The organism is Shimazuella kribbensis DSM 45090 (assembly GCF_000428065.1).
Classification (GTDB): Bacteria; Bacillota; Bacilli; order Thermoactinomycetales; family Thermoactinomycetaceae; genus Shimazuella; species Shimazuella kribbensis.
Genome location: NZ_ATZF01000002.1, coordinates 291,667 through 318,391, shown reverse-complemented (window position 1 = coordinate 318,391; position 26,725 = coordinate 291,667). Strand labels below are relative to the sequence as shown.

General features: G+C 34.6%; 22 protein-coding genes and 2 pseudogenes. 18 read left to right on the top strand and 6 right to left on the bottom strand.

The window, feature by feature from the left end:
• Nucleotides 1–318 precede the first annotated feature (318 nt).
• Nucleotides 319–1,689, bottom strand: coding sequence for a helix-turn-helix transcriptional regulator (locus tag A3GQ_RS0104985; RefSeq protein WP_028776122.1), 1,371 nt, complete (start codon nucleotides 1,687–1,689; stop codon nucleotides 319–321).
• Between the two features lie 394 nt (nucleotides 1,690–2,083).
• On the opposite strand from A3GQ_RS0104985, the gene A3GQ_RS0104980 reads away from it, so the two are divergent.
• The 9 genes from A3GQ_RS0104980 to A3GQ_RS0104940 all read left to right on the top strand — a co-directional run bounded on the left by A3GQ_RS0104980 (nucleotide 2,084) and on the right by A3GQ_RS0104940 (nucleotide 8,193).
• Nucleotides 2,084–2,338, top strand: a complete 255-nt coding sequence (locus A3GQ_RS0104980; RefSeq protein ID WP_028776121.1) for a hypothetical protein — start codon at nucleotides 2,084–2,086, stop codon at nucleotides 2,336–2,338.
• Nucleotides 2,328–2,543: a hypothetical protein gene (locus A3GQ_RS0104975; protein ID WP_028776120.1), complete on the top strand. Its 216-nt coding sequence runs from the start codon at nucleotides 2,328–2,330 to the stop codon at nucleotides 2,541–2,543. The genes A3GQ_RS0104980 and A3GQ_RS0104975 overlap by 11 nt, the downstream gene beginning before the upstream one ends.
• Nucleotides 2,544–2,601: 58 nt before the next feature.
• On the top strand, nucleotides 2,602–2,985 hold the full coding sequence (locus tag A3GQ_RS0104970; protein WP_028776119.1) for a hypothetical protein: 384 nt from the start codon (nucleotides 2,602–2,604) through the stop codon (nucleotides 2,983–2,985).
• A 44-nt stretch (nucleotides 2,986–3,029) separates the two neighbouring features.
• The gene (locus A3GQ_RS0104965; RefSeq protein ID WP_028776118.1) at nucleotides 3,030–3,425 is read left to right on the top strand and encodes a YfbR-like 5'-deoxynucleotidase; all 396 of its coding nucleotides are present in this window, start codon (nucleotides 3,030–3,032) and stop codon (nucleotides 3,423–3,425) included.
• A complete protein-coding gene (locus A3GQ_RS28465; RefSeq protein WP_028776117.1) occupies nucleotides 3,418–3,612 on the top strand; it encodes a YfbR-like 5'-deoxynucleotidase in 195 nt (64 codons plus the stop codon). The genes A3GQ_RS0104965 and A3GQ_RS28465 overlap by 8 nt, the downstream gene beginning before the upstream one ends.
• Before the next feature lie 12 nt (nucleotides 3,613–3,624).
• Nucleotides 3,625–5,859 carry a B12-binding domain-containing radical SAM protein gene (locus A3GQ_RS0104955; RefSeq protein WP_028776116.1) on the top strand — a complete coding sequence of 745 codons (2,235 nt, stop codon included), beginning with the start codon at nucleotides 3,625–3,627 and terminating at the stop codon, nucleotides 5,857–5,859.
• 12 nt (nucleotides 5,860–5,871) lie between these two features.
• On the top strand, nucleotides 5,872–6,798 hold the full coding sequence (locus A3GQ_RS0104950; protein ID WP_028776115.1) for an aldo/keto reductase family protein: 927 nt from the start codon (nucleotides 5,872–5,874) through the stop codon (nucleotides 6,796–6,798).
• 36 nt (nucleotides 6,799–6,834) lie between these two features.
• Nucleotides 6,835–7,296, top strand: coding sequence for an NUDIX hydrolase (locus A3GQ_RS0104945; RefSeq protein ID WP_028776114.1), 462 nt, complete (start codon nucleotides 6,835–6,837; stop codon nucleotides 7,294–7,296).
• A gap of 138 nt (nucleotides 7,297–7,434) precedes the next feature.
• Nucleotides 7,435–8,193, top strand: coding sequence for an alpha/beta hydrolase (locus A3GQ_RS0104940; protein ID WP_028776113.1), 759 nt, complete (start codon nucleotides 7,435–7,437; stop codon nucleotides 8,191–8,193).
• 261 nt (nucleotides 8,194–8,454) lie between these two features.
• Here the strand turns inward: A3GQ_RS0104940 and A3GQ_RS0104935 are convergent, their stop codons facing one another.
• The 4 genes from A3GQ_RS0104935 to lepB are packed head-to-tail and all read right to left on the bottom strand — an operon-like array spanning nucleotide 8,455 to nucleotide 11,675.
• Nucleotides 8,455–8,925, bottom strand: coding sequence for a hypothetical protein (locus A3GQ_RS0104935; RefSeq protein WP_028776112.1), 471 nt, complete (start codon nucleotides 8,923–8,925; stop codon nucleotides 8,455–8,457).
• A gap of 11 nt (nucleotides 8,926–8,936) precedes the next feature.
• On the bottom strand, nucleotides 8,937–10,583 hold the full coding sequence (locus A3GQ_RS0104930) for an HNH endonuclease (protein ID WP_028776111.1): 1,647 nt from the start codon (nucleotides 10,581–10,583) through the stop codon (nucleotides 8,937–8,939).
• Complete coding sequence (locus tag A3GQ_RS0104925; RefSeq protein WP_028776110.1) at nucleotides 10,580–11,197, bottom strand: YIP1 family protein; 618 nt, start codon at nucleotides 11,195–11,197, stop codon at nucleotides 10,580–10,582. Before A3GQ_RS0104925 ends, A3GQ_RS0104930 begins: the two co-directional genes overlap by 4 nt.
• A gap of 13 nt (nucleotides 11,198–11,210) precedes the next feature.
• Nucleotides 11,211–11,675, bottom strand: a complete 465-nt coding sequence (gene lepB / locus A3GQ_RS23435) for a signal peptidase I (RefSeq protein WP_051271214.1) — start codon at nucleotides 11,673–11,675, stop codon at nucleotides 11,211–11,213.
• A gap of 347 nt (nucleotides 11,676–12,022) precedes the next feature.
• On the opposite strand from lepB, the pseudogene A3GQ_RS28350 reads away from it, so the two are divergent.
• A pseudogene (locus tag A3GQ_RS28350) lies at nucleotides 12,023–12,940 on the top strand (phosphotransferase).
• Between the two features lie 43 nt (nucleotides 12,941–12,983).
• Nucleotides 12,984–13,733: a metallophosphoesterase family protein gene (locus A3GQ_RS0104905; protein WP_028776107.1), complete on the top strand. Its 750-nt coding sequence runs from the start codon at nucleotides 12,984–12,986 to the stop codon at nucleotides 13,731–13,733.
• Nucleotides 13,734–13,786: 53 nt separating this feature from the next.
• On the opposite strand, the gene A3GQ_RS0104900 is transcribed toward A3GQ_RS0104905, so the two are convergent.
• A complete protein-coding gene (locus A3GQ_RS0104900) occupies nucleotides 13,787–15,145 on the bottom strand; it encodes a DNA cytosine methyltransferase (RefSeq protein WP_028776106.1) in 1,359 nt (452 codons plus the stop codon).
• 219 nt (nucleotides 15,146–15,364) lie between these two features.
• Here A3GQ_RS0104900 and A3GQ_RS0104895 point away from each other — a divergent pair, with 219 nt between their 5' ends.
• The 7 genes and pseudogenes from A3GQ_RS0104895 to A3GQ_RS23430 all read left to right on the top strand — a co-directional run bounded on the left by A3GQ_RS0104895 (nucleotide 15,365) and on the right by A3GQ_RS23430 (nucleotide 26,713).
• Nucleotides 15,365–16,540: an MvaI/BcnI family restriction endonuclease gene (locus tag A3GQ_RS0104895; protein WP_028776105.1), complete on the top strand. Its 1,176-nt coding sequence runs from the start codon at nucleotides 15,365–15,367 to the stop codon at nucleotides 16,538–16,540.
• 431 nt (nucleotides 16,541–16,971) lie between these two features.
• The gene (locus A3GQ_RS0104890) at nucleotides 16,972–18,042 is read left to right on the top strand and encodes a restriction endonuclease-related protein (RefSeq protein ID WP_028776104.1); all 1,071 of its coding nucleotides are present in this window, start codon (nucleotides 16,972–16,974) and stop codon (nucleotides 18,040–18,042) included.
• Nucleotides 18,039–21,146: a pPIWI_RE_Z domain-containing protein gene (locus A3GQ_RS0104885; RefSeq protein WP_028776103.1), complete on the top strand. Its 3,108-nt coding sequence runs from the start codon at nucleotides 18,039–18,041 to the stop codon at nucleotides 21,144–21,146. The genes A3GQ_RS0104890 and A3GQ_RS0104885 overlap by 4 nt, the downstream gene beginning before the upstream one ends.
• Complete coding sequence (locus tag A3GQ_RS0104880) at nucleotides 21,136–23,547, top strand: pPIWI_RE module domain-containing protein (protein ID WP_028776102.1); 2,412 nt, start codon at nucleotides 21,136–21,138, stop codon at nucleotides 23,545–23,547. Before A3GQ_RS0104885 ends, A3GQ_RS0104880 begins: the two co-directional genes overlap by 11 nt.
• A 335-nt stretch (nucleotides 23,548–23,882) precedes the next feature.
• Entirely contained in the window at nucleotides 23,883–24,080 is a 198-nt protein-coding gene (locus tag A3GQ_RS0104875; RefSeq protein ID WP_028776101.1) for a hypothetical protein, read from the top strand.
• 518 nt (nucleotides 24,081–24,598) lie between these two features.
• Nucleotides 24,599–25,201: a TetR/AcrR family transcriptional regulator gene (locus tag A3GQ_RS28190; RefSeq protein WP_028776100.1), complete on the top strand. Its 603-nt coding sequence runs from the start codon at nucleotides 24,599–24,601 to the stop codon at nucleotides 25,199–25,201.
• Between the two features lie 277 nt (nucleotides 25,202–25,478).
• Nucleotides 25,479–26,713, top strand: a pseudogene (locus A3GQ_RS23430) (cytosine permease).
• Nucleotides 26,714–26,725: the final 12 nt, after the last annotated feature.

Sequence of the window (26,725 nt, the reverse complement as noted above, 5' to 3'; positions counted from 1 at the left end):
GCAAGTCTTTATCAGGTTTGTTTTACAGAAGATAAAACGAAAATATTTTTTGAAGGAGAGGAAATACCTCCTTAATCCTTTTTACTGCACATTGCAACTTCTTTTAAATAATCCCCCCAAATCTGCTGCTCGAGACGAATGAAACAAAACATCAACGAAGCTGGCTTATTTGTAAAATCCTTTACGAAAATAGAAAGTTATGAATGAGATGTATTTGGTAACATAAATAACAAACAAGAGACCCGATATTTCCTTGAGTCTCTTGTTGTAAAGGGTATAAATTTTAGTTTTCTGGTGGATCTACGCGATTCATCATAATTATACCCTCCTTCCTATTAATTTCTTTCTAATTCGAAATAATTGTACCGTATGCTTCTGGAATTCGATTTCATCAGAAATCTCTTCAAAACAGATACATAAGTTGGTTAATATCTCGGATTCTTTTGAATGAAAACTATTTTGTTGGGCAATCTCTTCAGCTTGTTTATACAGATCAATTGCATCTGTATACAGTTTTTGCTGAATGTACCATTTTCCCATTGCCATCAAAGATTCAGTCAGTGCAAGATCATCTTTATATATTCTGCTAATTTCAATGGCATCTTCAATATATTGCTTAGCATCTTGCAATTTATTTTGTTGAATCAGTAATGTTCCAAGATTAACATAATTAAATGGATAAAGAAATTCTTCTTTTACTTTTGGTCGGATATCCAACGCTTTAAAGTAAAATTTTTCTGTGTTTTCATAATCCCCTATATTGTAATGAATCGTGCCTAATGTTGTCCATAATGTAAAAACTCGATCAAAATCATTATTTAACCATGCTATCCTTATTCCTCTTTCACAATCTTCGAGAGCTTTGTGTGGCATTTCCAAATCATTTAAAAGTTCCGCATACATTCTGTACATTTTTACGATAACAGAAGTTCTGACATTTTGGAATACTTCCGAAGTGGTTTCTATTTTTGATATTGCGATTTTTAATTCTTCAAGAGCTTTTAACGCTTCTTCTTTTCGATTTAAACCTTCAAGGTAAATGGCTTTGTTAAGTAACAGGAAGTAAATACGATATCTTCTTTTCCCATCTTCAACAAAACATTCTATTCCTTCAGTGACATACTGCAAAGATTCTTGGGATTGATTTAGGAAATGTGCAATACTTCCAAGTTCATTGTAACATGCTGATTTGATATTCGAGAGTCTTAGTTCGGGGTGTTCAGTCAACTTTTCATCAATAAGTTTAATTGATTCAAGAAGATGTTTTTGGGACTGGCTCCATTGTTTTTTTTCGAAATAGTACCTTCCAAAAAGATAATGTCCAATAGGAGCAAGAGTACTTTTTGTATCAATATCATAATACTGCTTTAATTGCTTCAATCTCTCAAGTGCTTTATCGGGGTTAGCAACCACTATCTCTTCAATCTCAAGCAAATCTATCTTGGCTTGCTTTTCTCTTTGTTCTATCTCACTAACAATTCCGAAAAGCTCATTTTTTATTCCCAAAAATTCCGCGTAACATACAATATTATCCTCTTTCGCTTTGTGGCTCCCATTTTCTATATTGCTGACAGTTGCTTCTGAAAGGCCAGTGGCTTTTGCTACTTCTCGTTGACGATACCCCTGATCCTTACGTGTTTGACGAAAAATTTCTCCCATTTTTTCCTGATTGTAGATGAATTTAAGCAATTAAACTCACTCCAATTGAAGTTATTTAAAAGATAGGTGAATAAATTTTAAATTTTTGATCTGATTTGCTACATATCGTACCATTTGAATTTTTCCATTAAAGATACATGCAATAATATTAAAATTGATATTATTTTCTGAATATTTTATAATATATTTAAGATTTTAACAAGAAATGCTCTAAATGAAGCAAAAATGAAAAGATGCATATCGAAAAATAATTAATATCCATGCATTTACAGTCCTAATATATAGCAATATATCAGAATTTGCTATATATATTTTTTTAATATTCTTTTTCTTGACGTTTAAATTTAAAACAAATCAGTTGTTTTATCTTTTTCTATTAAAGTGTTTCACCAGAACTACAACTTTTTAATCGAGGGGAAGGTATATGATGAACAAAGAAAATCAGGTTCTACCAATTGATGATGATCTGAAAAACTTAATAACTTTGGCTTTGGTTAAGTATCAAAAAGAAATCGAAGAGAAGATTTTGGTACAGAGAAGCCAATTAAAGGCAGCTTTATTTATGGAAAGAAAGGCTCAAATCCAAAGAGCAATAAGAACAATAAATCCGATTAACAAAGATTTATTGCCTTCCTTAACCAAAAAACAAAAGAAACAAGGTGAATATCATGAAAGCTGATATGAAGAAGAATGTATCTCTAGATACAAGTGGAAGATCATTAGAGCATAAGATTCCATTCTCACTATCCATGAAACGTAAAAGGCCAAAAGAAAAGATCAAGGTTTGTTTGGAAACAAGCAATGGGACATTAACCCTGTCCATGAGTGAAATTCATAAAACATTGTCCAATGGCAAGATAGTGGTTCGTGGGAAAAGTTTTTAAAGCATTGTTCTGTTTGAATGCCACCTTTGACTTAATTGGGGAAGGAGATTGCTGACGAGTGAATATCTATGAATCCAAAACATCAAATGTTGAACTAACCGAAACATTAGAATTGGCTAAAGAATTAGCCGAATATTTCGTTTATTTGTGTGGAGAAGGAGAGCATTATGTTCCCTTAATCACTAGATTAAGAGAAGCCAAAACGCGATCATCTATTATTGAATCTATCTATGTTCTCCTAAAATATGGTCATCTGCATTTGAAACTTACCATGAAAACAATGAATCGGGTAAAAATGGAGCGACTTTTTAGCTTTATTAAAAAGGCAAAAGCAAATGATGTTCTTCGTTTTCATTCTGCTATCACAACTTATATTTTTGCATTTGAATTAGGGAAGATTCAAGAACAAGAGCGTTATTTGTTGCAATTGCTTAGTTTGTAGTTTTTAAAGAATTTGTATTTCGAATTAAAAAGTAGGTGATGCGTATGTCAAATCAACTTTATGCTCTGTTATACCGCTTAAGGTTTACTCCAAGATGGAGCGGATCATATTGCATACATACAGAAGATGTGGCACAACATAGCCATTTTGTCTCTCTTATCGCTCATGCTCTATGTTTGATTAAAAAAAACATATACAACGAGGATGTAAATGTTGAGAAAGTAATCACATTAGCACTTTATCATGATTCTTCAGATGCCATACTAACCCATGTTATTGCTCCAGTAAAAAGACATGAATCAGTAAAGACATCTTTTCAAAAGTTGAAAGGAATAGCTAACAACGAAATTACTAGAATGGTACCTGAAAAAATGGTTTCTGAGTATCTAAATCTTTCTAGATGTAGACGAGAATTCCATAAACATTGTAGATATGGCTGATCAAATTGATGCTTATTGTAAAGCGAAGATAGAAATTAACAAAGGGAATAACGACTTCTATCCGATTCACGAAGAATTAGAAAAAGAAATACAAAACCTTGCTATGCAGCAGCCTTGTGTACGCTACTTTTTGGATAATTTTCTTCCTTCTTTTTTTGAGAAGAGATTAACATATCGATATCTGTAGGAGTGAATGTAAATGCCTTGTAGTTATTTAGAAAGAAACAAAATCGAATTGTTTGATAAGAAAGTGAAAAGTATTGCCAACCAAATATGGTTAAGTCCCAGTGAGCTAAAAGAACAGATAAAAGAATGGTTTGAAGGAATTCTTGGAATTAGATATCAAGAGATTATCATTTCAGGAGAAACAGACAACATCACTTGTTATATTGTTTTATTGGACAAAAATGTAATCGTTTTCTCCCCATTTCAAGATTTACGCTCAAATGTATTATTGCAAAGGTATAATTCCGATTGGCATCAAGGAATAGATGAGCCTATACCATGGTATACCTTTGCTTATAACGATAAACTCTTAAGACTTCTGAAAATGCCCACCATGCTTCTTATTAATTTATGTGTGATTGATAACTTTCCTATCCCTAGATTGAACTTAAGTATAGGTACTCTTTCATCGTACTTAAGAAAACAACAGGTAGCACAAGTTCATATATTGGATATGCAGATGGGTATTACCATCGATGAGATAGTGAAGAAAGCATTAGAACTACAGCCAGATCTAATTGGCATGAGTGTTAATTTTGGTCAAAAATTACTTGCTTTTTCGCTACTGGATAAGTTGTTTGCTGCAAAAAAAGCGAAAGAGTTGGATTCTCTTATCATAGCTGGGAATGTGATTCCTTCATTCAATCCAGAGCAATTCTTTAACAAGTATCCTGAACTACTAATCTGTAACAAAGAAGGAGAATATGCACTGCGAGATTTATCACTTCATATTCGTGGGCGAAAAGCATTAAAAGATGTCAATGGTATATCATACCTTAACTCTGAAACAGGGAAGGTCGTTCATAATCAAGCTATTACAGTAAATATGAATGAAGTCCCAACACCAGCATTAGACACACTTAAAGATGTAGCCAAATACAGAGGTGCTCTCACTTTGGAAGCAAGTAGAGGATGTGATTATTCGCGTTGTACTTTCTGTCCCAGGGATCATAAGTTAAGGTCTTGGAGACCGTTATCTTCTAGAAATCTATTGAAACAAATCGATGATTTAATACGCTCTGGAAATGAACTAGGAATCAAGCCTCATATTTACTTAGCCGACGAGGAATTCATAGGTGAATTGCCGGATGGAAGGGAAGCAGAACGAGTAATACAATTTTGTGAAGGCATCTTACAACGTCCAGATAAAATTCGTTTTGATTTAGCTGCTAGAGCTGATTCCGTATATATCCCTAAAAACAGTGTAGAGTGGAATGTGGAACGGCTAAAAATGTGGCATTATTGCGCTCAGGCAGGAACAGATCGAGTTATTATTGGGGTAGAATCGGGATCGGAAGCTCAGTTGAAACGTTATGGAAAAGGGACCAGGCCAGAACAAAATATCATTGCCCTAAGACTTTTAAGTGCATTAGGAATTCAATTGCGAATCGGCTTTATCATGTTTGATCAGCTTATGGAGGGATTTGACGATATTCGTGAAAATCTAGCTTTCTTGGAACGGACAGACGCATTAATGAAACCAGTTGATATTGGTGATATGTCTTATGAAGAATTGTATGATCGACTGTTGCATGATGAAGACTTTATCAATGAACATAAAACTGGACAACCTGTATATTCAATTGTTTCTTATATGCTGGCGTCGATGGAGGTATTAACCAACACACCCTATTCCAGAATGGTAAAGCTCACGGAAAGAAAGAAAAATGTATCTCTCATCCAGAATGAAGGGAATCCTGATACGAATATGGGGAGATATACTATTCATTTTCTGGATTATAGAGTTGGTGAATTAAGTTTGGCTTCTCAAATGTGGATCGATAGTAACTTTGGGATTATGTATACCATTAAGAGCTTATACAAGGTAGCTAATCCAGTTGAAAAACAAAAGTACTACGATTATATGAGAAGACACAGAGAAATTAGTCAGTATCTTTTGGAGTATCTAGTGTACACACTTGAACCAACATCTCAAGAGGAGAACTCTTTGCGCAAGTTCCTTCGAGGAGAAAAATTAGAAGATTTATTAATTTTAGAACAAGGACATATTAAAGAATTGAGATCTCGCATTCAAGATAGTTTATCGAAATGGCAGCAATTGATGGCTAATTTAATTAACGATATCCAAAATGATTTAATCAACAAAAAATTAACAGATAGTTTGGATGATCGATTATCTAGATCAATTGATCTTTGGTTGCAAAATCAAGGGAAGTGGAGCCTTATTAATAATCCAGAATTGATTTAAGCGAGGGATTCTATGAAATATCGAAGAGTTGGACTATCTGGTTTGAAAGTAAGTGAATTAAGTTTAGGTAGCTGGCTCACCTTTGGTGGGTATGCATCAGAAAATGATTCCATTTCAACGATATTTAAGGCGTTTGATTTGGGTATTAATTCATTTGATACTGCAAATGTATATGAAAGGGGCGAGGCAGAGCGTATCTTAGGAAAAGCACTCAGTGAGCTTTCGAGAGAATCATTTGTTTTAAGCACAAAATTGTTCTGGCCAATGGGTAATGGAGCAAATGATCGTGGATTATCTAGGAAACACATAGTTGAGCAATGCAATAGAAGTTTAAAAAGATTAGGTGTTGATTACATTGACATCTATTATTGCCATCGATTTGATGAGGACACTCCCGTACTTGAAACATTAACAGCAATGAATGATTTGATGAGACAAGGAAAAGTATTATACCTAGGTGTAAGTGAGTGGACAACGGAGCAAATACAGCAAGCATGTGTTTTAGCAGACCAGTATTTGCTAGACCGTATGATTGTAAATCAAGCGAAATACAACATGTTTAATAGAAATATTGAATCAGAGATCATTCCCATCTGCAATAAATTAGGTATTGGTCAAATGGTATACTCACCATTAGCTCAAGGCGTTTTAGCTGGTAAGTATATGAATGGGAAAAAGACACCTATCCAAAGAAAGTCTTTACCCAAAATGATTAATGAGAAAAACAGACGTATTGTTGCAGAATTAAAAATTATTGCTGAACAAGAAGGCCTATCTTTGATTCAATTAGTATTAGCATGGACTCTTCGTGACACAGCAATAGCAAGTGCAATTGTTGGAGCAAGTCGTCCTGAGCAAATAGAACAGAGTGTTAGAGCTAGTGGCACTACACTTCACAGCGAAACAGTAGACAGAATAAACAAACTATTGGTAAAATAGCCAATACAAATCAGGAGAATTCTGGAGATGATAGTAATGAGTAAAGAACGATTTACTGCACCTGTAACCATTCATTTGTTTTTTATAAAAAACGAGGAGATCCTTCTTCTTCGCCGTTATAACACAGGATATGAAGATGGAAACTACAGTGTAGTCGCAGGACATCTGGACGGAGGAGAAACGGTCAAAGAAGCTGCTGTTCGCGAAGTGAAAGAAGAAGCTGGAGTAGAAGTCGCAGAAGAAAATGTAAAAATAGTTGGTGTTATGCATCGCAAAGCGGCAGATGAAAGAGTGGACTTCTTTGCAATTGTAAAAGATTGGAGTGGGGAAATACAAAACTTGGAACCTCATAAATGTGATGATCTGCGGTTCTTTCCGTTAAACAATCTGCCGTCAAATGTGATACCTTACATTTCTAGAGCTATTGGAAATTATAAAGAAAATAGATGGTTTGATAGTTTTGGTTGGGAAGAGAAGGAATTAGTGCATAATTTATAGTATCAAGAGGGACTTATAGGGATTTTATAAGTCTCTTTTTTTGTTATGATATTACTAGTTTTCAAGTAAACAAACTTTTGTTTTTTCTCTTCATTTAGGAAAGTTATTCATCCATGAGATATAAAAAGGAGAACAAGCATGCAAAAAGTAACCTTTAAAAATTCCCGAAATCTAACGTTGGTAGGTAACTTTTATCCATCATCTCCCGAATACATTATTATCATGTGCCATGGTTTTACTTCGGATAAATCCTCTAGGGGAAGATTTGATAGATTTGCTAATGCTTTTCAGCAGTTAGGTTACAGTGTCTTAGCTTTTGATTTTAGTGGCTGCGGGGAAAGTGATGATGAAAGATTAACCATGTCCACACAGATCGATGATCTACATGATGCAATTACCTTTGTAAAATCCATAGGGTTTAGTCATATTGCTCTTTATGGTCATAGTCTTGGTAGTAGAGTGTGCTTAGAATGTTACACAGATCAGATTGCCACGATAGTTTTGACAGGTGCATTAACAGGTCCAATGAAATACGATTGGAATAAACATTTAACAAAAGAAGAATTACAAGAACTAAAGGAAAGAGGCTATATCACAAAAAATCAAAAGCATAGGAAGGTCATCATCGATAAGCAAATGCTTTTGGATTTTGAGTTAATAGACCAAAAGGAATTACTTACAAATGTAAAATGTCCAGTATTGATTCTGAATGGTGATGGAGATGAGGAAGAATGGGACTTATACCAACTAAGCCGACAAGGAATGAAATGGTTATCGAAAGACTCTAAGTTGGAATTGATTCAAGGTGCGATTCACAGTTTTACAGACCACTTATCTGTTATTGAGAAGTTGGCAACAGAGTGGTTTTTAAAACATTTTTCACTTTTAATGAAGTAAGGATTACAACAAGGAAAATAGATTCTAAGAAAGAACTAAGAGGTTTACCCAGACTGGCAAATGTTTACTTTGTCCGTACTATCCTATGACTATTATTCCAATAACTGATTATATAAATAGTTTTTCATGAATTATTCCTTATAAGTTTTAATGAAAAAACGCCGTTTCTATAAACACAGCGTTTTATTAGTAATTCATTTATTAGATAATCTACGAGGATCTTTTACTAACATAAACCGTTTCCGAATAGGACTACAAAAACTAATCTTGTTCATATTTTCCTGTATTTATGTTGTAGTAATTTGGGTAGTCTCCATGAAAAAGTAAATACAAAGGTATTTTTAATGTTCGATTACCTACAGATGTCCAAAGTTCATGCAACCAATGGAGAAAAATAGGCTCGACATCTTCAAAAAATTCATCTGGGTCACCAGACGACTCTAATTCTTCCCAATCTACTGCTTCATCGAAGGCGATAGAAAATGAACCATAGCCATCCATTATATATTGTTCTTTTCCATTCTCATCTATAATCGGTACTTCGTCATAGAGATTGGCATAGGGTTTTATAGAGAATCCAAATCCTACATCAAATTTTTCTGCTTCACACATGAGAAGTTTTGTATTTTCCCCAAATTGGGTATTTGCTAATTTTTTGAATAAAGATAGCGCTTTTTCTTTTTCTTGTCCTAATACTGTTAATACACCTGTTTTATCTTTCTCAGATAACATGAAAGCACTCCTTACTTTTTCCTACTTAAACCCCAGATCTCGGCTCCGCCTAAATGGATAATAGCACCATGTACTTTTGATTTTACTAATTGCATTTTACCTTTGTCTTGGTGATGATGCCAAGTATATCCTAAAGGATCGACACCTTTTTTAACATAATCTAAATTTGCTTTTTCTATCTTATTAATTAAGTTTGGATTGGATTCTAATCTCTTTTTCAAAGTCTGAGAACCTTTTCCGTTCATAATATCATTTAATTCTTTCTCAGATATGGACAGTTCCTTTTTTAGTCCAGTTTTTTCTAAATAACTTTTATATTTTGTTTTTAGTTTCGATTGTCCACCATTTGTGAGTAGATCAATAGCCGTATTGGTCAATTCCGTTTTGGTACTCTTGTTTCCTTTTAGTTCTTCTCGAAGGATTTGATCATATAAGGATACATTGGATAAGAGGAATTGATCTTTATCTTTTAATTTGTAATGTTTTTCATCGAGCTCAAGTTCATAATCTGTCCATTTTTTCAAATCCGGAAATCCTTCATTGGTAATTGGAATTTTCTCTTTTTCTCCATTTCCATTAATCGTCACTTCTTTTTCTTTTCCGAAATATTCCTTGTTGAATTTTACAGAAACGGATTCACCTTTTGAGTTTATTACACTCACATTTGTTAGATCATTTGGGTCAATGGAAACTTTTCCTGTATTCGGATTAAGATTTGATGCAACTCCATTATTAAGACGTTCTTTTCTATTTCCTTTGATTCCTAAATCGTTTAATTTTTCATCTAGTGACTTATCAAGTTCAGCTTGGATTTGTTTCTTGGATTTAGGTATGGGATCACTGCTCGGTTTGTTACTCTCTTTTTTATCTCCTAATTCAGTGGGGCAGGCACATCCTTTTTTATGAACAAATAGCTTGTCTTCCAATGAGAAGATTTTGGTTATCTTTGTTGGGAGTGGAAGAGAATCAGTTACTTTAAACAATCGATTCCAAATGGTAAGTGGTTTACCTTTTTCGTCTTTTCCATTAACTGCTTGCATGAAGGTTTGATGATCATAGATGAGAGCCCAGGCAGCTCCTAGTGGATCTTTCCCAGCTTGTTTGAGTAGAGTTGCACTGCTTTCCCATACTTGATGGAAATAATTATTTGGATTGTTCCACAATTGACTAGCCGATTCTTTGATGTCTTTCCAACCGATTGTGTTACTTATGTATCCAACAGGATCAAGAAATGCTCCTTTTATATCTGTTTCCCAATACTGTTTTCCTTGTTCTTTAAACCAATTGGATGTATTTTTCCACGTAGATGTCAACCAATTGGAAACTGCTCCATCGCCTCCAGTATTATTTATGGATGATTGATTTATTGGTTGACCATCAGAATCTTTCCATTGCTTATTAGTGGAGAGGGAAGAATAATCGTTGATGACAGATGAGTTTGTATCATCCTTTTTTGTATTTACTTGATCCCTTTGTTCCGTTAACTGGCCAATAATCGAGGCTTTTACCTGATTTTTCAAGGTTTGAACAATAGAATCATCACGTAAGGCAAATAATAATAGGCTAGCTATTAAAGCGCCAACACCTAATAAAATGACATACTCTATGGTGAGACTTCCTGTTTTGGAACGTAGAATTGATTTCCAACTTTTTTTCATAGGTTAATCACATATCCTATACTCAAAAGAAGAAACAATGTAGCTCCTATGATTAAGAAAATCGATCCAAATCCTTTCCATGGCGAAAAACGATTCATTTCAGCGACTACTTTGGAGGCCACAATAAAGAAATAGATAGTAAAGGCAATGTCAAGCAATAAAAATAGGAGGAATAGGAATGTCACAAATCCTGAGCTTTGGATAATGGGTTGTTCACTTGAAAACATTTCACCACGAAAAATGAGAAGGGAGGGGATATAAATAACCAGCTTTGTACTATAAGCAATCGTTGCCCAGCTGATAGCCTTTCGCGTTTCTTCCAATGTTGCGTACCCTTGAAATAGCCGGGAACCTACATAAGTCAAACAGAAAAGTAATCCCCATGTGATTGCTCCAATAATAGGCCCAAGGATCAAAGATAATAGGAGAATAACTAAAGTAGGAGTGGTATCTCCCAGATCACGGGAAACAGCAGCGCTGATGAAAAGAGTTGCTCCAAAAAGGATAATCAAGAGGATGGTTGTTCCTTTTGTCCCTTCTATCAAAGCTTCATGAACTGTATTTCGTGGTTCCTTTAACATACTAATCCAATACTTTTTTAAAGTAGAAATCATATGGTCACTCTTTCTATGGTGTAATAAATCCGATGATATCGGTGATAGATATAGATCCTATTTGTCGACTATCATAACTATTGGATCGATCATCTCCTAAAACAAAAACATGTCCTTGAGGGATATTGACTCGTTCCGTATCTTCCATATCAATGCTCTTTTTGAGATAGGATTCAATTAGTTTTGATCCATTGATATATACTTGATTGTTTTTTATCTGTATGGTTTCACCTCCAAGACCAACCACTCGTTTGATAAAGTCGTATCCCTCTTCCTTGGAATGAAAAACGACAATATCTCCTCGTGAATAGGTATCCTTTGTTTTCGCATAGTAGACTTCTTTCTCTTTTATACTAGGTTCCATACTAGTTCCCTCGGCCTCATATATGGGGAGAGAACGGATGAATATAGTGATCCCAATTAGAAGAAACAGGGCACTGCTAATCCAAATCCACTTTCGTTTATACAAATTCCTCATTGTAATCCTCCTTTCAAATAGAAGTTTCAAATATTAGGAACAAATTATATTATAATGAAATGTAAGTAAATTAGGAAAAGAGATTTTTTCAAATTGGATGTACTTGGCCGCCCATATGTTGCTCTTAGTTGGCAACTGTTTTTTCAATAAAAAATCCAAGATCAAAAGATGTGGATGAATTCTTGCTGCATGCACCTACGCTAAAGAAAAATATTGGTTACTATCTGCTCATCAAAACCATCAACCTACAAGTAGTTGGATTCATGACTTAGAAGAAATGTTATCGAAAAGGGCTTAATGGAGGTGAGGAAAAAATCAAAGCAATTCAAGGATCTATTTTTCTCACAATGGAATCGACGTTTTCAGTAGAAGTCCAGTCTGAGGAACCGATTTTTCGAGGATGTAAAAATTTAAAATGGATCGTTACCTTATCCAATGGCGAAAAATTATTTGTAAAACAGTATCATCAACAACGGTACTTGGGAAAGCTTTCATACGTCAAAAAAGCTTTAGCGATCCAAAATACACTTCAACACCAAGGAGTCCTTTGTCCGAAAATCCACACTTGGAATGGAGAATATATTTTAACAACTCCAGACGGAGTTTTGTTTTCATTCATGGAGGTGTGTAAAGGAGAGTTTGTAAAGCCTAGTCATGCAACTGTGAAACAAATGCAGTCTCTTGGTTATGAATTAGGTAAAATGCATGCTGCTTTTCGTAAACTACCTGCCAGTGACTTTCATTGGTCACCATCCAAAGAACACATTCAGGATGAGTGGGAAAAACAATACAAACAAGCAAAAGAAGGAGAGTGCACCCCTCGAATTTTGTCTGCACTGGAGCAACAATGAGAGATCTTGGATCACCTTGATTTTACCCTATTTCAACTTTGTCCTCGTGGTTGGGCTCACTGGGATTTACATCTTGATAATATGCTTTTTCAAGATGATCATCTCTCAGCAATCTTAGATTTTGATCGAATGAGATATGTGTACCCAGAACTAGACGTGGCTCGTGCAACATTATCAGGTTGCATCGATGAAAATGGTTTAGATGAGGGGAAGTTAGCTGCTTTTTTAAAAGGTTACCAAGGATGGTTTCCATCTTTTGAGTTGAACGACTTAGGATGGGCACTTCGATTACTATGGACAGTAGAAGCCCCTTGGTGGATAAAAACAGATATTGAGAAGTGTAGTGTAGTCCCACAACGATTTTTTTATGAGATTGAGTGGTTACAAAGCAACTGGGGTATTTTTATTCGATAATGATTTATTTACAGGTACCCTAAGGTAGAAATGTGGTGAAAAATTGCATACCATTGTCGTTATAACGGACATCCATGGAAATTATCCTGCTTTAGAAGCTGTTTTGCGAGAGATTGATGACAAGCATCCCCATATTGATCATATTTACTGTTTGGGGGATATGATTGCTATAGGACCAAATACAAATGAAGTTTTGGAGACCTTATTCTCAAGAGAAAATGTTTCTATGATTTTAGGCAATCATGAGGAAGCGGTTATGGCTTTGATAAAAAAAGAGCAGTACCCATATATACAAGAGAAGTCTCATCATCAATGGATAGCAGATCAACTTAGACCAGAATTTATTCCAAAACTCTTACAATTACCACGTACTATTATGTGCGAATTTGAAAACCAAAATCTCCTATTTACACATTTTCACATCAAGCCAGAGAAATTGAATGTGCCTATTAGTGAAAACCCGTATACTTCTACAAGTAATCAGTATCCAGTCCCAATGAATGAAGTAAAGAAGATTTTTCAAGATACAACATATGTTGATGCGGTACTTTTTGGGCATCTTCATGAGTCCTATCATTTTCAGTTCAATCAAACAGTTTTTGTCAGTCCTGAGGCATTAGGATGTAATCATCAGAGTTTTGCTAGATATGTTTTATTGGAGATAGAAGGGGAATCCATTCGAGTTAGTTTGAAACCAATATCCTATGATAAAGAAGCATTTATTCGATCATTTAAACAAACGAATGTCCCTGATCAAGAAAATATTTTGAGAATATTTTATGGTGAAAAATGATTTGTTGGATTTTCCAGAAAGGGTCAACAAGTGAAAAAGCAAAAAAGGCACCCCTAGGTAATTAGGTGTACCCTCTTTGCTTTGGTAGCTTTTTTTATTTCCATTGCAATAGCTTTAGCTAAAAGAGGTGGAACGGCATTGCCAACTTGAGTGTACTGTGGTACTTCTTGCTTTCTCCTTTGTCCACCTGTTGTTCTCTTTCCGAGAAATATGAAGCTGTCATCAAAAGATTGAAGTCTTGCCATTTCTCTGACAGTTGGTATACGATTTTCAAAGGGAACTAGAAAGTCATCAGGCAATGTTACCATAGTTGGGGCAACTAAATGACTAGCCATTCTATAACGATTACTTTTCTTTGTGAGGAGAGCGTTAATTAACTCTCGGTCTAGATTGCCTTCTTTAAACTTATCAATAATTTCATCTGTAGTATATTGATCATTTAGAAGTCGTTTACATTCACCTACTAAATGAGGACAGTTGCTGAGGTCAATACCGTTGTTATTAATCCTCTTGATGAGAGAGGAAGTAGTTTCCCCCTGTATAAATAGAGAGAAGCGCTCTTTGATTATACTGCTGTGTTTGGCGAGTTCATGATTATATTGATGATCAAAATTAGGAATTGAGTTGCCAGATACTTTTTTGGTTCTTCCAGATCGGGATTCGATTTGGTAAATTGAATCTGATTTGATCAGCTGTTTCTTAATTTCTGGATCAACAATTAAATCACCAATGGCTTCTAAGACAGAAATTTTATCCGTTTCTTTTGGAGTTGTTGGCTCTGGATAATTGGGAATATTCTCATCATCGAGATAAGCGATGAATATTACCCTTTTTCTACGTTGTGGGACACCGAAATCTGATGCATCTAAAATTCTCGGTTGGAGAGCTTTATATTTGATATCTTTAAACTCTTGCATAAGTATGTTTGGTAGTAAACTATTATCTGGATAATCTCTACCTTTAACCCCGATGTATCCATCTAGGCAGGTATCCATGAATCCTTCTACGTTTTCCATTACAACATACTTAGGCCTTATCTCATTGATAATTCGCAAATACTCTTTGAATAGCATGTTTCTGGGATCATCTCGTCGTCTTAAACCCGCACGACTAAAACCTTGGCAAGGAGGTCCACCAAAAATAGCATCAATTGTAGGAAATTCCTTACCTTTAAACAATTCAAGGCTTAGTACAGAGTTAACAATGATTTGTTTGTTTAAATCTCTTATGTCAGCTCTTTTGAAAAAAGTATTGATACCATGAACTAAACCAAGTTGTTCATGTCTATAAGTATAAGTTTTTTCAACGTATTCATTGATGTCATTTGAAAATACGATATGGAAGCCAGCTTGAAGGATTCCTTCGCTCATACCTCCAGCTCCACAAAATAAATCAATTGCTATAGGTTTCATTAAATCTCTCATCCTTTAGTAAAATATTACTGCTGCTATTATATTAAAAAAGAAGATTAAAGTCCAGGGGTTTTTTTCGTGATCTGGCTTTTTATTGTGGTCTATACATTATAGTAAGTTTAAATTTAATCAATATATTTGTGTGAAGATTCCAACCTATCACTAAAAGTTACCTTGGTAAAGCATCATTTAAAGAACGAATAAGAAAAGGAGACATATATGAATGCATACTTTTTGCCGAATACACAGGAACAAAATCTGATACAGATTATACAAAAGTACTGTAGAAATGAATTTACATTAATTCGTATGACAGAAACCATGTTAAAGAAAAGTATAATAGATGCATCGGAAGGACTAAGGGTAATTTTAAAGGAAAATGACATTATTGATTACGATACTTTAACACAAGGTGAAAAAGAATATCGACAAATAACTATTATTAGCCCCGCAATGATTGAAGAAAGGCAAGTTAGTCTATACCGTCCAAAAACAAAACAAGGTGACCCAAGATTTTGGATATATTCTTTCAAAAGCATTGTAAATAGTGGTGATCTGGTTTATTTTACAGTTTATAGTAATAAACTAGTTGCTATTCCTTTACTAGAGCATGAGTGTTTTGAGGAATCTATTCGTTCTTTCTTTGGAGATTATGATGATACTCTAGTAGAAGAATTAAGAAAGAAAATATCTATATTAAAAGGAATTGGCTGGATCGAGAGCATTTCACCACACAAACCCAACCCAAAAGATGCTGGATTAACATTAGAGAAGGCTTTAGGAGTTAAACCAAATAACTTGATTACTGCGGACTATATGGGAAAAATTGAACTTAAGACCAAGAGATTGAAAACTAAGAATATGGATACTTTATTTAGTAAAGCACCAGATTGGGATATTAGCAAAATTACTAAAGCAGCAGATATGATGCTCAGATATGGGTATTCTACTGCTAGATATCCAGATTTTTATGATCTTTATGTAACTGTCAAAAATACACCTAATAATCAGGGATTATTTTTAGGTGTTGATGAGGAAAAACAACTCGTTCATCAGAAATATCTTATGAATGGTCAGGAAGAGGATACATGTAATTGGAGATTCTCCGGTTTAAAAGAGCGGTTATTGGCGAAGCATCCAAAAACAATGTGGCTATTAGTAGATGAGGAAATTATCGATGGAAAAATACATTTTAAATATGTTTCAGTTCAACTTACACAAAGTCCGATATTTAATCAATTCACATCATTAATTCAACAGGGGATTGTCACTTATGATTGGAGAGGAAGGGTAAAGTCTGACGGAACGGGTTATAAAGATAAAGGACACTGTTTTAGAATGAAGCCAAGAGATCGACATTTACTATTTGGGGAAGTAAAAGACTTGCCAATATAATTTTGATTCAATAAACGAACTATATTTCCTAATTCAGGAATACCATTTAAGCAAAATGTTGCAAATTCTATAAAAGATATATCTGGAAGGAATTTTTCAAATAGTCATTCTAGTGGATTAAGGATGAGTTTGTCTTCCTCGATAATTGGATTCTAGTCATGATTATTCTCGATTGGTTTAGTACTTAAGCGGCAGGTGAACTTCTTTCACCTGTTGCTTTCTTTTTTGAAAACAATTGAACTAATATTTACTCGATCACTTAAATCATTTGGCATGATGGGGATTCCATAAGAAATGCATTGAACTTATTAAGTAATTTGTTTCATAGTGTCTTAAGTGGTATCAACAGAGGATGAATAGGAATTCCGTCGAATATTTGAGTAGGATTCATCCGATTCGTTCTAAATAAAATCTTAAGGGATGTTGTAGTGTTGAATCAATTACATGAATTAATCTATATACAGGTAAGAGCACTTATCCAGTTTAATGCTTATTTAAACTCAGATAAATTAGTTATGCCTGATATAGTTACAGTGGCACGAAAACGTTTAACTAAGTACCTAATACAAAAGGGTAAATATCCAGCTTTGGGTATAAATGAGTGGTTACGTTATTTGATAGAACCTTCAGAACAATGGTTAAGTGAAAATGATATATTTGATCCAGTATCGCCCTTATGGGAAGAAGGTGGGTTGAGCCGTGAAGCAGAATGGTTTCTTGAAGCCTACGGTTTACCAGAGGATTTTCAAGAACGTCCAGTATTAAAAGTTTTATCCTATTGTCGTGAGGAAGATGAGCAACATGGATATGTTCTTTTTAGAAGTTTATTAACAAATCCTGATTTGGCAGTCATTAATCAAAAAACATTAACGGAAACTGCTGGGAAGATAGTAGATAGTTTTATAAGAAAGCAATATTTGTCTTGTTATGAGCCTTTTGATGAATGGTATATGTATAAAAAGTGTCCATACTGTGGATGGAGTTTAAAAAAATACAATGGTCAATGGCGATGTGGACGATCTAATGTATGTAATGAAATGGAAGGATACTACTTATCTAAATGGTCACTCCAATCACCAGACGAATTTGATTTTTCTTCAGAAGATCAAGTATATCGTCTACTTTCAGGTATCCATAGATTTATCTTAGTACCAGGACTGCCAGAAAATAGGATTTACCAACGATTATCTGAGAAATATAAAGTGGAACTATACCCTAATAAAGATGAGTTTGATATACGAATTTTTTTAGAAAATGGCAATCTAGATTTAGATGTCAAATGTTTTAGACAACCACGGCATTTAGTAGGGTACATTAACCACTTAAGTGATTTGAAACGTGAACCTTTTCAAACCGATGAAGCAAAATTTGTGGTTCCTAATGAGTACGGCTATGCTAGTTATTTGAAACAAGTAAACACTCAAATTAGCAAATTTCGAATTCAGGTTGTTTCGGAAAATCAGCTATTCCGAGAGTTAGGGGAGAAGGAGAAATCTATATGAGTCGGTTAGACTTTATTCCATTTCTTGAAGGAATAAGTGGGTCGAATTATTTTAAGGCATTACCTTTCGACGATACGAAAGAGGGCAAAAAAAAGCGTGATGTTTTTTTGCAAACAGAATTTACTTTATTTACATGTTATATAAATGGCTTACAAGAATGGGATGCTGAAGATTATAGTATTTTATTTGAAGGTTGGGAAAGATTGGTTCTACCAAATAAGGAAGATATTGATGATTTTCGTCGATTGCGGTTGCTTATCAATCATTTTCAAAATAAATCTATATGGAATAAGGCGTTAGAAGAGTACAGAGCAGTAGAAGAGAAATATTGCTTGTATACAATTAGTAGGGAAGGTCGATTAGAGAATCGGAAAGTTGATCCTGTTTGTTGTTCGAGTAGAATAAAATATTATCAATCTGCCTTACAAAAGAAAATACTACGAGTTGAGACACTAATAGAATTTGCTAAACCAGAAGAAAGATATATGTATAATCGCCCAACAAGAGATGAATTATATAGTCTTGAAATACCGGAACGTTTGGTAGATGACAAACAAACAGAAGTGAAAAAAAGAAATAAAAAGAAGAAGATCACTCTTTCTGCAAATTTAGATTGGCTCAAAATTGGTCAGAAAATGGACAAAGTTCTTCAACAGAACGGCTATGAGCCAAGTTATGTGGAAAGACTCAAAAGGCTTAACTTAGTATCACTTAACCAGCAACAAATGACTTTGGATTTTTCTAATTTGATACATATCCTTGGAAGATTGAGTGCAGGTAAATCTACATGGATGTTGGCAGTTACTTATGAACTTGTGACAAAAAAGAAAATTAAAGCAGGATTTATTGAATCGAGTGTTGCAAATCTTTTGAAACGTACAGAAGAACTGAGAGCTTTGGGATTAAGAGTTGCGACTATTATTGGGAAAACAGAACGTCAGAAACATGAACAAGAACGTTTATCTAGCCCGAATCTCTCTATAGAGGATATTGCCAATGACGATAGTTTTGAAGATATCTCTTCTGTATGTTTGGCAGAAGCATTAGCTGGAGATGAAACGATTAATAATGATTATCCTTGCCAACGATTATACAAAACAAAGACTAAAAGTATGACTTTACTATGTCCTATGGCAACACATTGCGGTATATATAAGCAACAAGCAATGCTGGATAAAGCAGATATTTGGATTGCAACTCCAGCTAGTTTACTCCATTCATCCATCCCCAAGAATCTTAGAAAAGATAATCCAAGTATATATGAGCTTTTTTATGAAGAGTTGGATGTTGTTTTCGTTGATGAAGCGGATGCTGTCCAAAAAACGTTTGATGAACAATTTATCAATGATCTAAGCCTATTTGGAGATGGTGGATATCTAATCGAAAATTTTGTTAGGAAGGTACGTGAGGCGATTCATGGGTTCTATGAGCCTGATGGTGAATTTATAACAACATATGCCAGAAAGTGCGATGCATTAGCTGATTCTGCACGAAATCTATTTCAAGTTATCTTGAAATCCCCAAAATTAAAACGAAAACTAAAAAGTTCAATAGCTTTTAAACACTTCTGGTACAAAAAAATAGTTAACAAAGTCACTAAACTATTTTCATCAGAAAAAGATGCAACCAAATTTATAGAGATTCTTCAAACGTGGAATGAGTATCCATATAGAGAAGAAAAAGTATGGAGAAAACTACCTAATTGGTTAGATAAAATTGAACTATTCCTTGATAAAAAAATAGATTTGTACTCCTTTTCGGGAGTAACAAAAATTTTGAATCAGTATGAGGTAGTTCAATTGGAAAGTGAGTGGCGTTTTTATTTATGGTTGTGCAGGTTCGAAGCAAGTTTTGCTTATATTACCAATAATTATCCCTATCTATTAAGTTATGTACCAGAGCTGAATTTAAAACTTCCATCGACAATCCAAAAATATCGTCTCCTTCCACATCTTCCTACTCCTATTTTAGGTTATAAGTATGGTTACAGGCTTGTTGAAGATAGTAATCAAAATGGATTTGTGTTTAAACTGATCGAGTATTCAACGATTGGGAGCACATTGCTTTATCGGTTACCTGACTTATTTATGTATTGTGGAGAAAGCAGAGGACCAGGTGTTGTTTTACTTTCAGGAACCACATTGGCCCCAATACCGTCTCACTATGCTTTGAAAACCCCGCATACATGGCTATTAACATCAAATAAAAAGGTATCAACCCTCGAGCAGAAGTTTTTGCCATTGGTTGATAATACAGGTAGCTTTATTCGAATATCTGGGCAACCACCAGAATTGAGAAAAATAGCATTGCGACAAGTTGCTACTCAATTACCTAGCTTAATTGATGCAGAGATGCATTCTTGGGAAAAAGAAAAAGGAGTAATGCTTGTTTCTAATTCATATGAAGATACTCTTACCCTTATTGATGATCAGCAATTAGAGAAACAGAAGTGGAACTTTAAGGCATTAGCAAGGAAAGTGACACATCCAAACGTTCAAATTACGAGGAATCAGCTTGAAAGAATTGCAAAAGAGACCGATGTTCTTCTTGCTCCAATATCCGCAATGAATCGTGGGGTTAATTTATTGGGGACAAGTAATGAAGCAAAATATGGGACAGTTTTTTTCCTTAGTCGTCCTTACCCACCTCCAAAAGATATAAGCTATATTTTGTCTTATTTACATGGAAGGGTTTTTAATATAACTGAAACGATTAAAAGGCAAGGATTTGTAGGGAAAGATGCATTGTCTGAACTGAGACGTCGATGCAACGCTATATTTTCTACAATGTACGCAAAACCGGACTATTGGAGCAGTTTATCGGATACTGATCGGCTACATTTGGCATGGTATTTGTTTGTACCTATTTGGCAGATGATAGGACGGCTTATTCGTGATGGGTCTCCTGCCCGTGTGATCTATATTGATAAAAGCTTTACTTCTGATATTGATGTTCCCTCACTATTAGAGACTTGGTATCGGTTGTTCTTCCCACACAGAAAAAATGAGTTATTTCAAGAATTGTATGGACCTTTTATTGATTCTCTGGAAAAAATGCTTCAAGTGGAAGAAGGTAAAAAGGAGTTGGAATACCATGATCAATGATCAACATGAATTAGAACCCATGGTTTTTGATGTTACTGAGTTTGATTGGCCTTCGGAGCCTATATATTATTTTTATCTTCCAAAATCATGGAAGAAAGTATTATGGCCAGACTCTAAATCTGGAAATCATATAAAAATAGGTATTTTAACCCGTTTACGTAATGAGCTAACAAGCCAGTATCCCGATATGCTTTATATGGGACTAGATGAAGCTAATTATCATGGTGTAAAGCCTATGATTGTGTCTTTTAGTATGATAAAGCCAGATGTTCTTACCTATCATTTTCAGAGACATCTTAAGAAGCTTGGTGTGACAGATACTTTGAACATGGATGATGTTGAATGGAGGAGAGTAGAAAAAGTAACTGATTGGGAAGAACTGGGGCTAACGAAAGGTAATATTTATACTTGGTTACCAGCATATATTGCTCGTGAATTTGCCTTACAGGCTAAACCATTTCAAGCAATGCACTATAGTAAAGATAAAGAAACGAATATGGGGATTCAACTATTTGATAGGGAGCTTTCTTTTTATCCTTTAAAGCTGAAAGGGAAAAGTTATGGCTGTATGACTTGCCCATACAAAGGTTTTTCGTATGGCATCGAATTTAGTATTCATTCTAGAGCAAAAGAACCAAATAAACTATATTTATATATTCATCCAACTACTCATCGATATGTATTGACACCTATTACAACCCCATTGCAGGTTAGTAGAGAATCGAATGGGTCTGTTTTGTTACGGATTGCAAGTCAGGGATTAAGTCCATTTATACCTTTAACAATAGAGAAGAAAAGTAATGAAAAGGAAGCTTTTTTAACTTGGAGTGATCACAATTATATAAAAAATCTGAATGTGTTCTTGGAACATCCATTTGATATAAATGAGTTATTAAATGATCCATCTAAGTATCAAGATATAAACAATGATATCTGTGCACTTCTACTATATAACCCTACAATGTACGCATCTTCATTGAATGGTCAAGTTGCAACAGGGGGAATGGGTTTGTCTGAAAGAAAACAACTTCTGGATATTTTTAAACAAGTGTTTCCTGATCTTAACCAAATACCAAAGTTTAGAAGCCTGAAAATTAAGGAGAAAGGTCATGGTTATGAACCATTTCCTGTTGTAAGAAATGATGCTAGTTCTATTACGATAAACTGTCACATGTCTGAATTTATGTATGATAGTTTATTAAGACAGACAGATAAGATAAAAAAAGGAATTCAATCTCTTGATAGTAGCAAGTTTAAAGTTACATCCGACAAAGGGGATTTTCTGTTAAATTTCCAACATGTGCAGGATAGTGGAGTTGTTTTTGATCTTGATCCAGATTATCCACACCGTTCGATTTCAGCAATGAAAAGAAAAATAAAGGATATCTCAGCTGTAGACGCTTCTATTGTAGAAATAAATCATAAAAATACTTGGATTGCTAATCCTTCTTTAGATCCTAAAAATGCACTTCGTGTATCTTTTCGTGAATTAGGACAATTAACCCAATTTATATATCCTGAAAATGAAAAAAATCCAGAACATAGATCCAAAAGTGTATTGCTAGACTTGTTAAGTGATCTTGGAATGTTTACAAATAATCTTAAAAAGGCAGATCAAAAAAAGAACTGGCTATTTATTAGCGCGTTTACTACGAATAAGTATTCCAATCAGAATAGAGTCCTCTTATCCAAATATAATGATGGTGTGGTTTCTTTTAGAATTGAAGGTGATGATGGAGTTTGGCGTTCTTTACCCGAACTAATAACAGAAAAAGATGGTTTAACCAGAAGTTTGTCTGTTAGTAACTTAGCACAACAAAAGGAATCATTTATTGAAAAGTCTATAGTTGATGTGTTAAAGCAGCAATCAGGTATATGGTATGTGCTTTTCGACCGTATGCCACTTTCAAGGCTTTATCCTTCTGTTCAAGACAAACATTTAATCTCAGGAAATTGGAAATTCAATAGACCGGAATTACAGAATCAAAGAGGAAGACTTCGTATTGTAAGGATGACTACGGGGGAATATGTATCAGATTATCATAATCGAGTGGTAGGAAAAGATTATTGCTTTGATACTGGTCTTTTTATTTCACATGACGGAGTATATTATAGCTTATCCCAAAAATCTGACACTGCTCAAGTAGCAACCCTTTTCACCAAAGTTACAAACCCTAAAGAACCAATTGTTCAACCGAATCTGGTAGAGTACCTATCTATGGGGAACGAATGGGAGGAAACTGAAATTGAAGACGCAATTACACAACTTCACTATTGGAGACGTGCAAATTTAACTTTCAATAAACATACAATTTATCCTGCACCTCTTCACAGGGTATTTACAGTTGGAAAATATATTGAAGCTACTTTAATAGCAAACAAATACTTGATTAAAAGTTAGATGATATAGAATTAAGAGTGCCGCATTATCTGATAACATTCAATTCGATGTATTAATGTGATTGATGATTATTTAGTTTTAGTTCTAACTTCTTTCCTGATACAATGATTATTATGATTCCTAAAACAATGAAATTTTGCATATGGCCTATTTTTTTGCTAACATTTTTAAAAGCAATTAAGAGATAAGTGTGTTTTACAAAAATAAATTGAATTGCAATTTGATTACTAATCCAAAGCAAGAGCTTAAGAATTATATTTAAAATGAATTAGACAGGTAGTTTTTGTCTGCTTGTTTCGATGAGACAATTAAATCCAAGATGAGGAGAATGAAAAATGGAAGAAAAAGCAAAAGACAAAATTCAAGAGTTGAATAGAGCTTTTCAAGAATTAAACGAGTTTATAAACATGCATTATAATGAGGTGAATCATATTTTTGATAGAAATTATCCTTTTTCTGAGTCGTTCGATGAACTTGCTGACAAGGTTTCTACTTGGGCACAAAGTGCAGAAGAGAGAACATCATCTGAATAGAAATTACTGACTTTAGAATTTCTTAGACAGGGAAACGTTTAAATTATTACTCCAAAGAATGAATGAAACAATTCCGGATAAACTTTTAAAGGAATCATCAAATAAAGAGATAAGTCTTTCCTGACACACCCAACCCAATTGACCACATTTTGCCCACACACTAAAAATCCTTGGGCTCTCCCACATACACATAAGTGAACACAAACCCTTGAAACACGGGACTTCATGCACTTATGTGACCCAGAGTAAACCCAAGGAAACACCTATATTTAATATGGAAGTATAATCGACACTCATTTAACGAAAGCCAAAACCCCTTGATATATAAGGGGTTTTGGCTTTCTGTTTTTTATTTTAGAGGGACTGTTTTTTAGCTTGATGGGTATGTGTTATTTCCTCAAGAAGGAAATGGCTTCAGAGGAATATGACTTACTCGACTGACAAATACATCCAAATATTGATTATTATCAAAAAAACGAATAAGATAAGCCTAACTAAATTAGTTAGGTGGTGGTTAGATGACGAAAAACAAAATTAAAGAAGTTGCCTGCAGGCAATTGGCAGAGAAAGGTTATGAACGTACAACTCTCTCCAGCATTGCGAAAGAGGTTGGGATCAAAACCCCTTCCATTTACGCTTTTTACAAAAGTAAGGAAGACCTCTTTATGGTTGTTTACAAAGATTTGTTGCAAGATTATTACCTATATATCAAGGATTCCATCGACAATTTAACAAATGGATCAGTTAAGGACAAGCTTCATCAAATTATAAAAGAGCTTTGTCATTACCAATTAAGTAGTCCCGAAAAAACGATGTTGTTTGCGAAATTTACCATTTTCCTTCCTCCTGCTTTAACGGATGAACTGAAGATAACCTTTAGTGAGATGGAAGATATACTTTGTAATATACTTAAAGACATTTTTTCACAAGGAATAACTCAGGGAGTAGTAAAAGATCAATCAGTCGATGATTTAATTGCTTCCTTTCTTTGTTTAATTGACGGTATCTTTTGGGAATTGTTAATTTATCCTGTTGACAAGTTTAAAAAGCGTGTCGAGCAAGTCTGGCGCGTCTATTGGAATGGAATCACCACAGACAATATAAAAGAAGAACTATCCTAATGGGTTCTATCAAACTTAAAATTACACTCTAGATGAGGAAATCCACTAACGTATTGTTCCAAATGCCGCTCGATATGCGTGCCTTCCGCATTTGTTGTAAAGAACACAAAAACGCTGCAGTCAAGAATATCTTCGCTTATTATTTTTTGTATCCATTTTTGCTCAAGTAGAAAATATAGTAACTTTTTAAGGGGGAGACATTGTGCAAAAGGAACAATTTGGTTCAGACTACGCAAGAGAGGCAGTACCAAAAGAATTACAGCGATCTTGGTATTCCATGTTTTTGGTATTAATAGCCATTGGGGTTGATTTATCTTCGGTTATCCTAGGAGCCGAATTAGCTAAAGGCATGCCGCTAAGTCAAGCGATTATATCGGTTTGTGTCGGGTCGTTTCTTCTAGCTAGTTTATGTACGATATGTGCAATTGTTGGATCTTCTACCAACCTTTCTACGTCCATGATTACAAGTTATGTTTTTGGAAAGTATGGGGCTCGAGTATTTTCCATTGTTATCGGTATTTCCTTACTCGGGTGGTTTGGTGTACAAGTAGGCTTTTTTGCAACCAACGCACAAACTGTATTACTAGAAGTTTTTCATATAAACCTTGGCGTAAAAATACTTTCTATAATTGGTGGGCTGCTGATGATGACGACAGCCATTATCGGATACGTGCCATAGAAAAATTAAGTGTTTGGTCAGTGCCACTTCTAGTAGGATTAATGCTGTTAACCCTCTTTTTAACACTTAAAAACTATTCGTTGCCCGTTGATTTTCCGCATACAGGCAGTTTTACGTTCGGTAGCGCGATTTCACTTGTCATTAGTATTTTTATTGTAGGAGCAACGACACAGCCAGATATCTCTCGTTGGTCGAAAAGTAAAAAAGATACGATCATTGCGACTTTTTTTGGTATTTTTCTCGGCAATAGCTTTATGATTGTGCTTGCTATTTTATTGTCAAGGGTTATGGGGACTGACGATTTGATGAAAATTTTTATCATTCTTGGAATGGCTATTCCAGGGATACTTGTATTAACGCTGGCACAATGGACTACCAATACTACGAATTTATACTCTTCTTCGCTCGGTTTTTCTCTAATTTTCTCGAAAATTTCAAAACAATGGTTAACATTTATTTTAGGTTTGATAGCTACAAGCTTAGCTGTTTTTGGTATCTATGATCAATTTATTCCATTTTTAAATATTTTGGCGATTGTGATTGCACCGATAGGCGGTATTTATGCATCGGAATATTTCATTGTGAAACGAGAGTTCCAACGATATGACCTTCAACTAGAGGCTAAGTCAGTTGTACCTCGTTCGATCATTGCATGGGGGATAGGAATGCTGATTAATTATCTGACCCTAGCATCTCCAACGGGCTTGGCCTTATTTACTCTTACCAATGTCTCATCCCTTGACGGCTTTTTGACTGGGTTCATTGTTCAAACAGTTTTAGGGAAATTATTAATTGATAAAGATTCCATGCAACAAGTAGATAGCAATCAATGAAAATATGAGGTG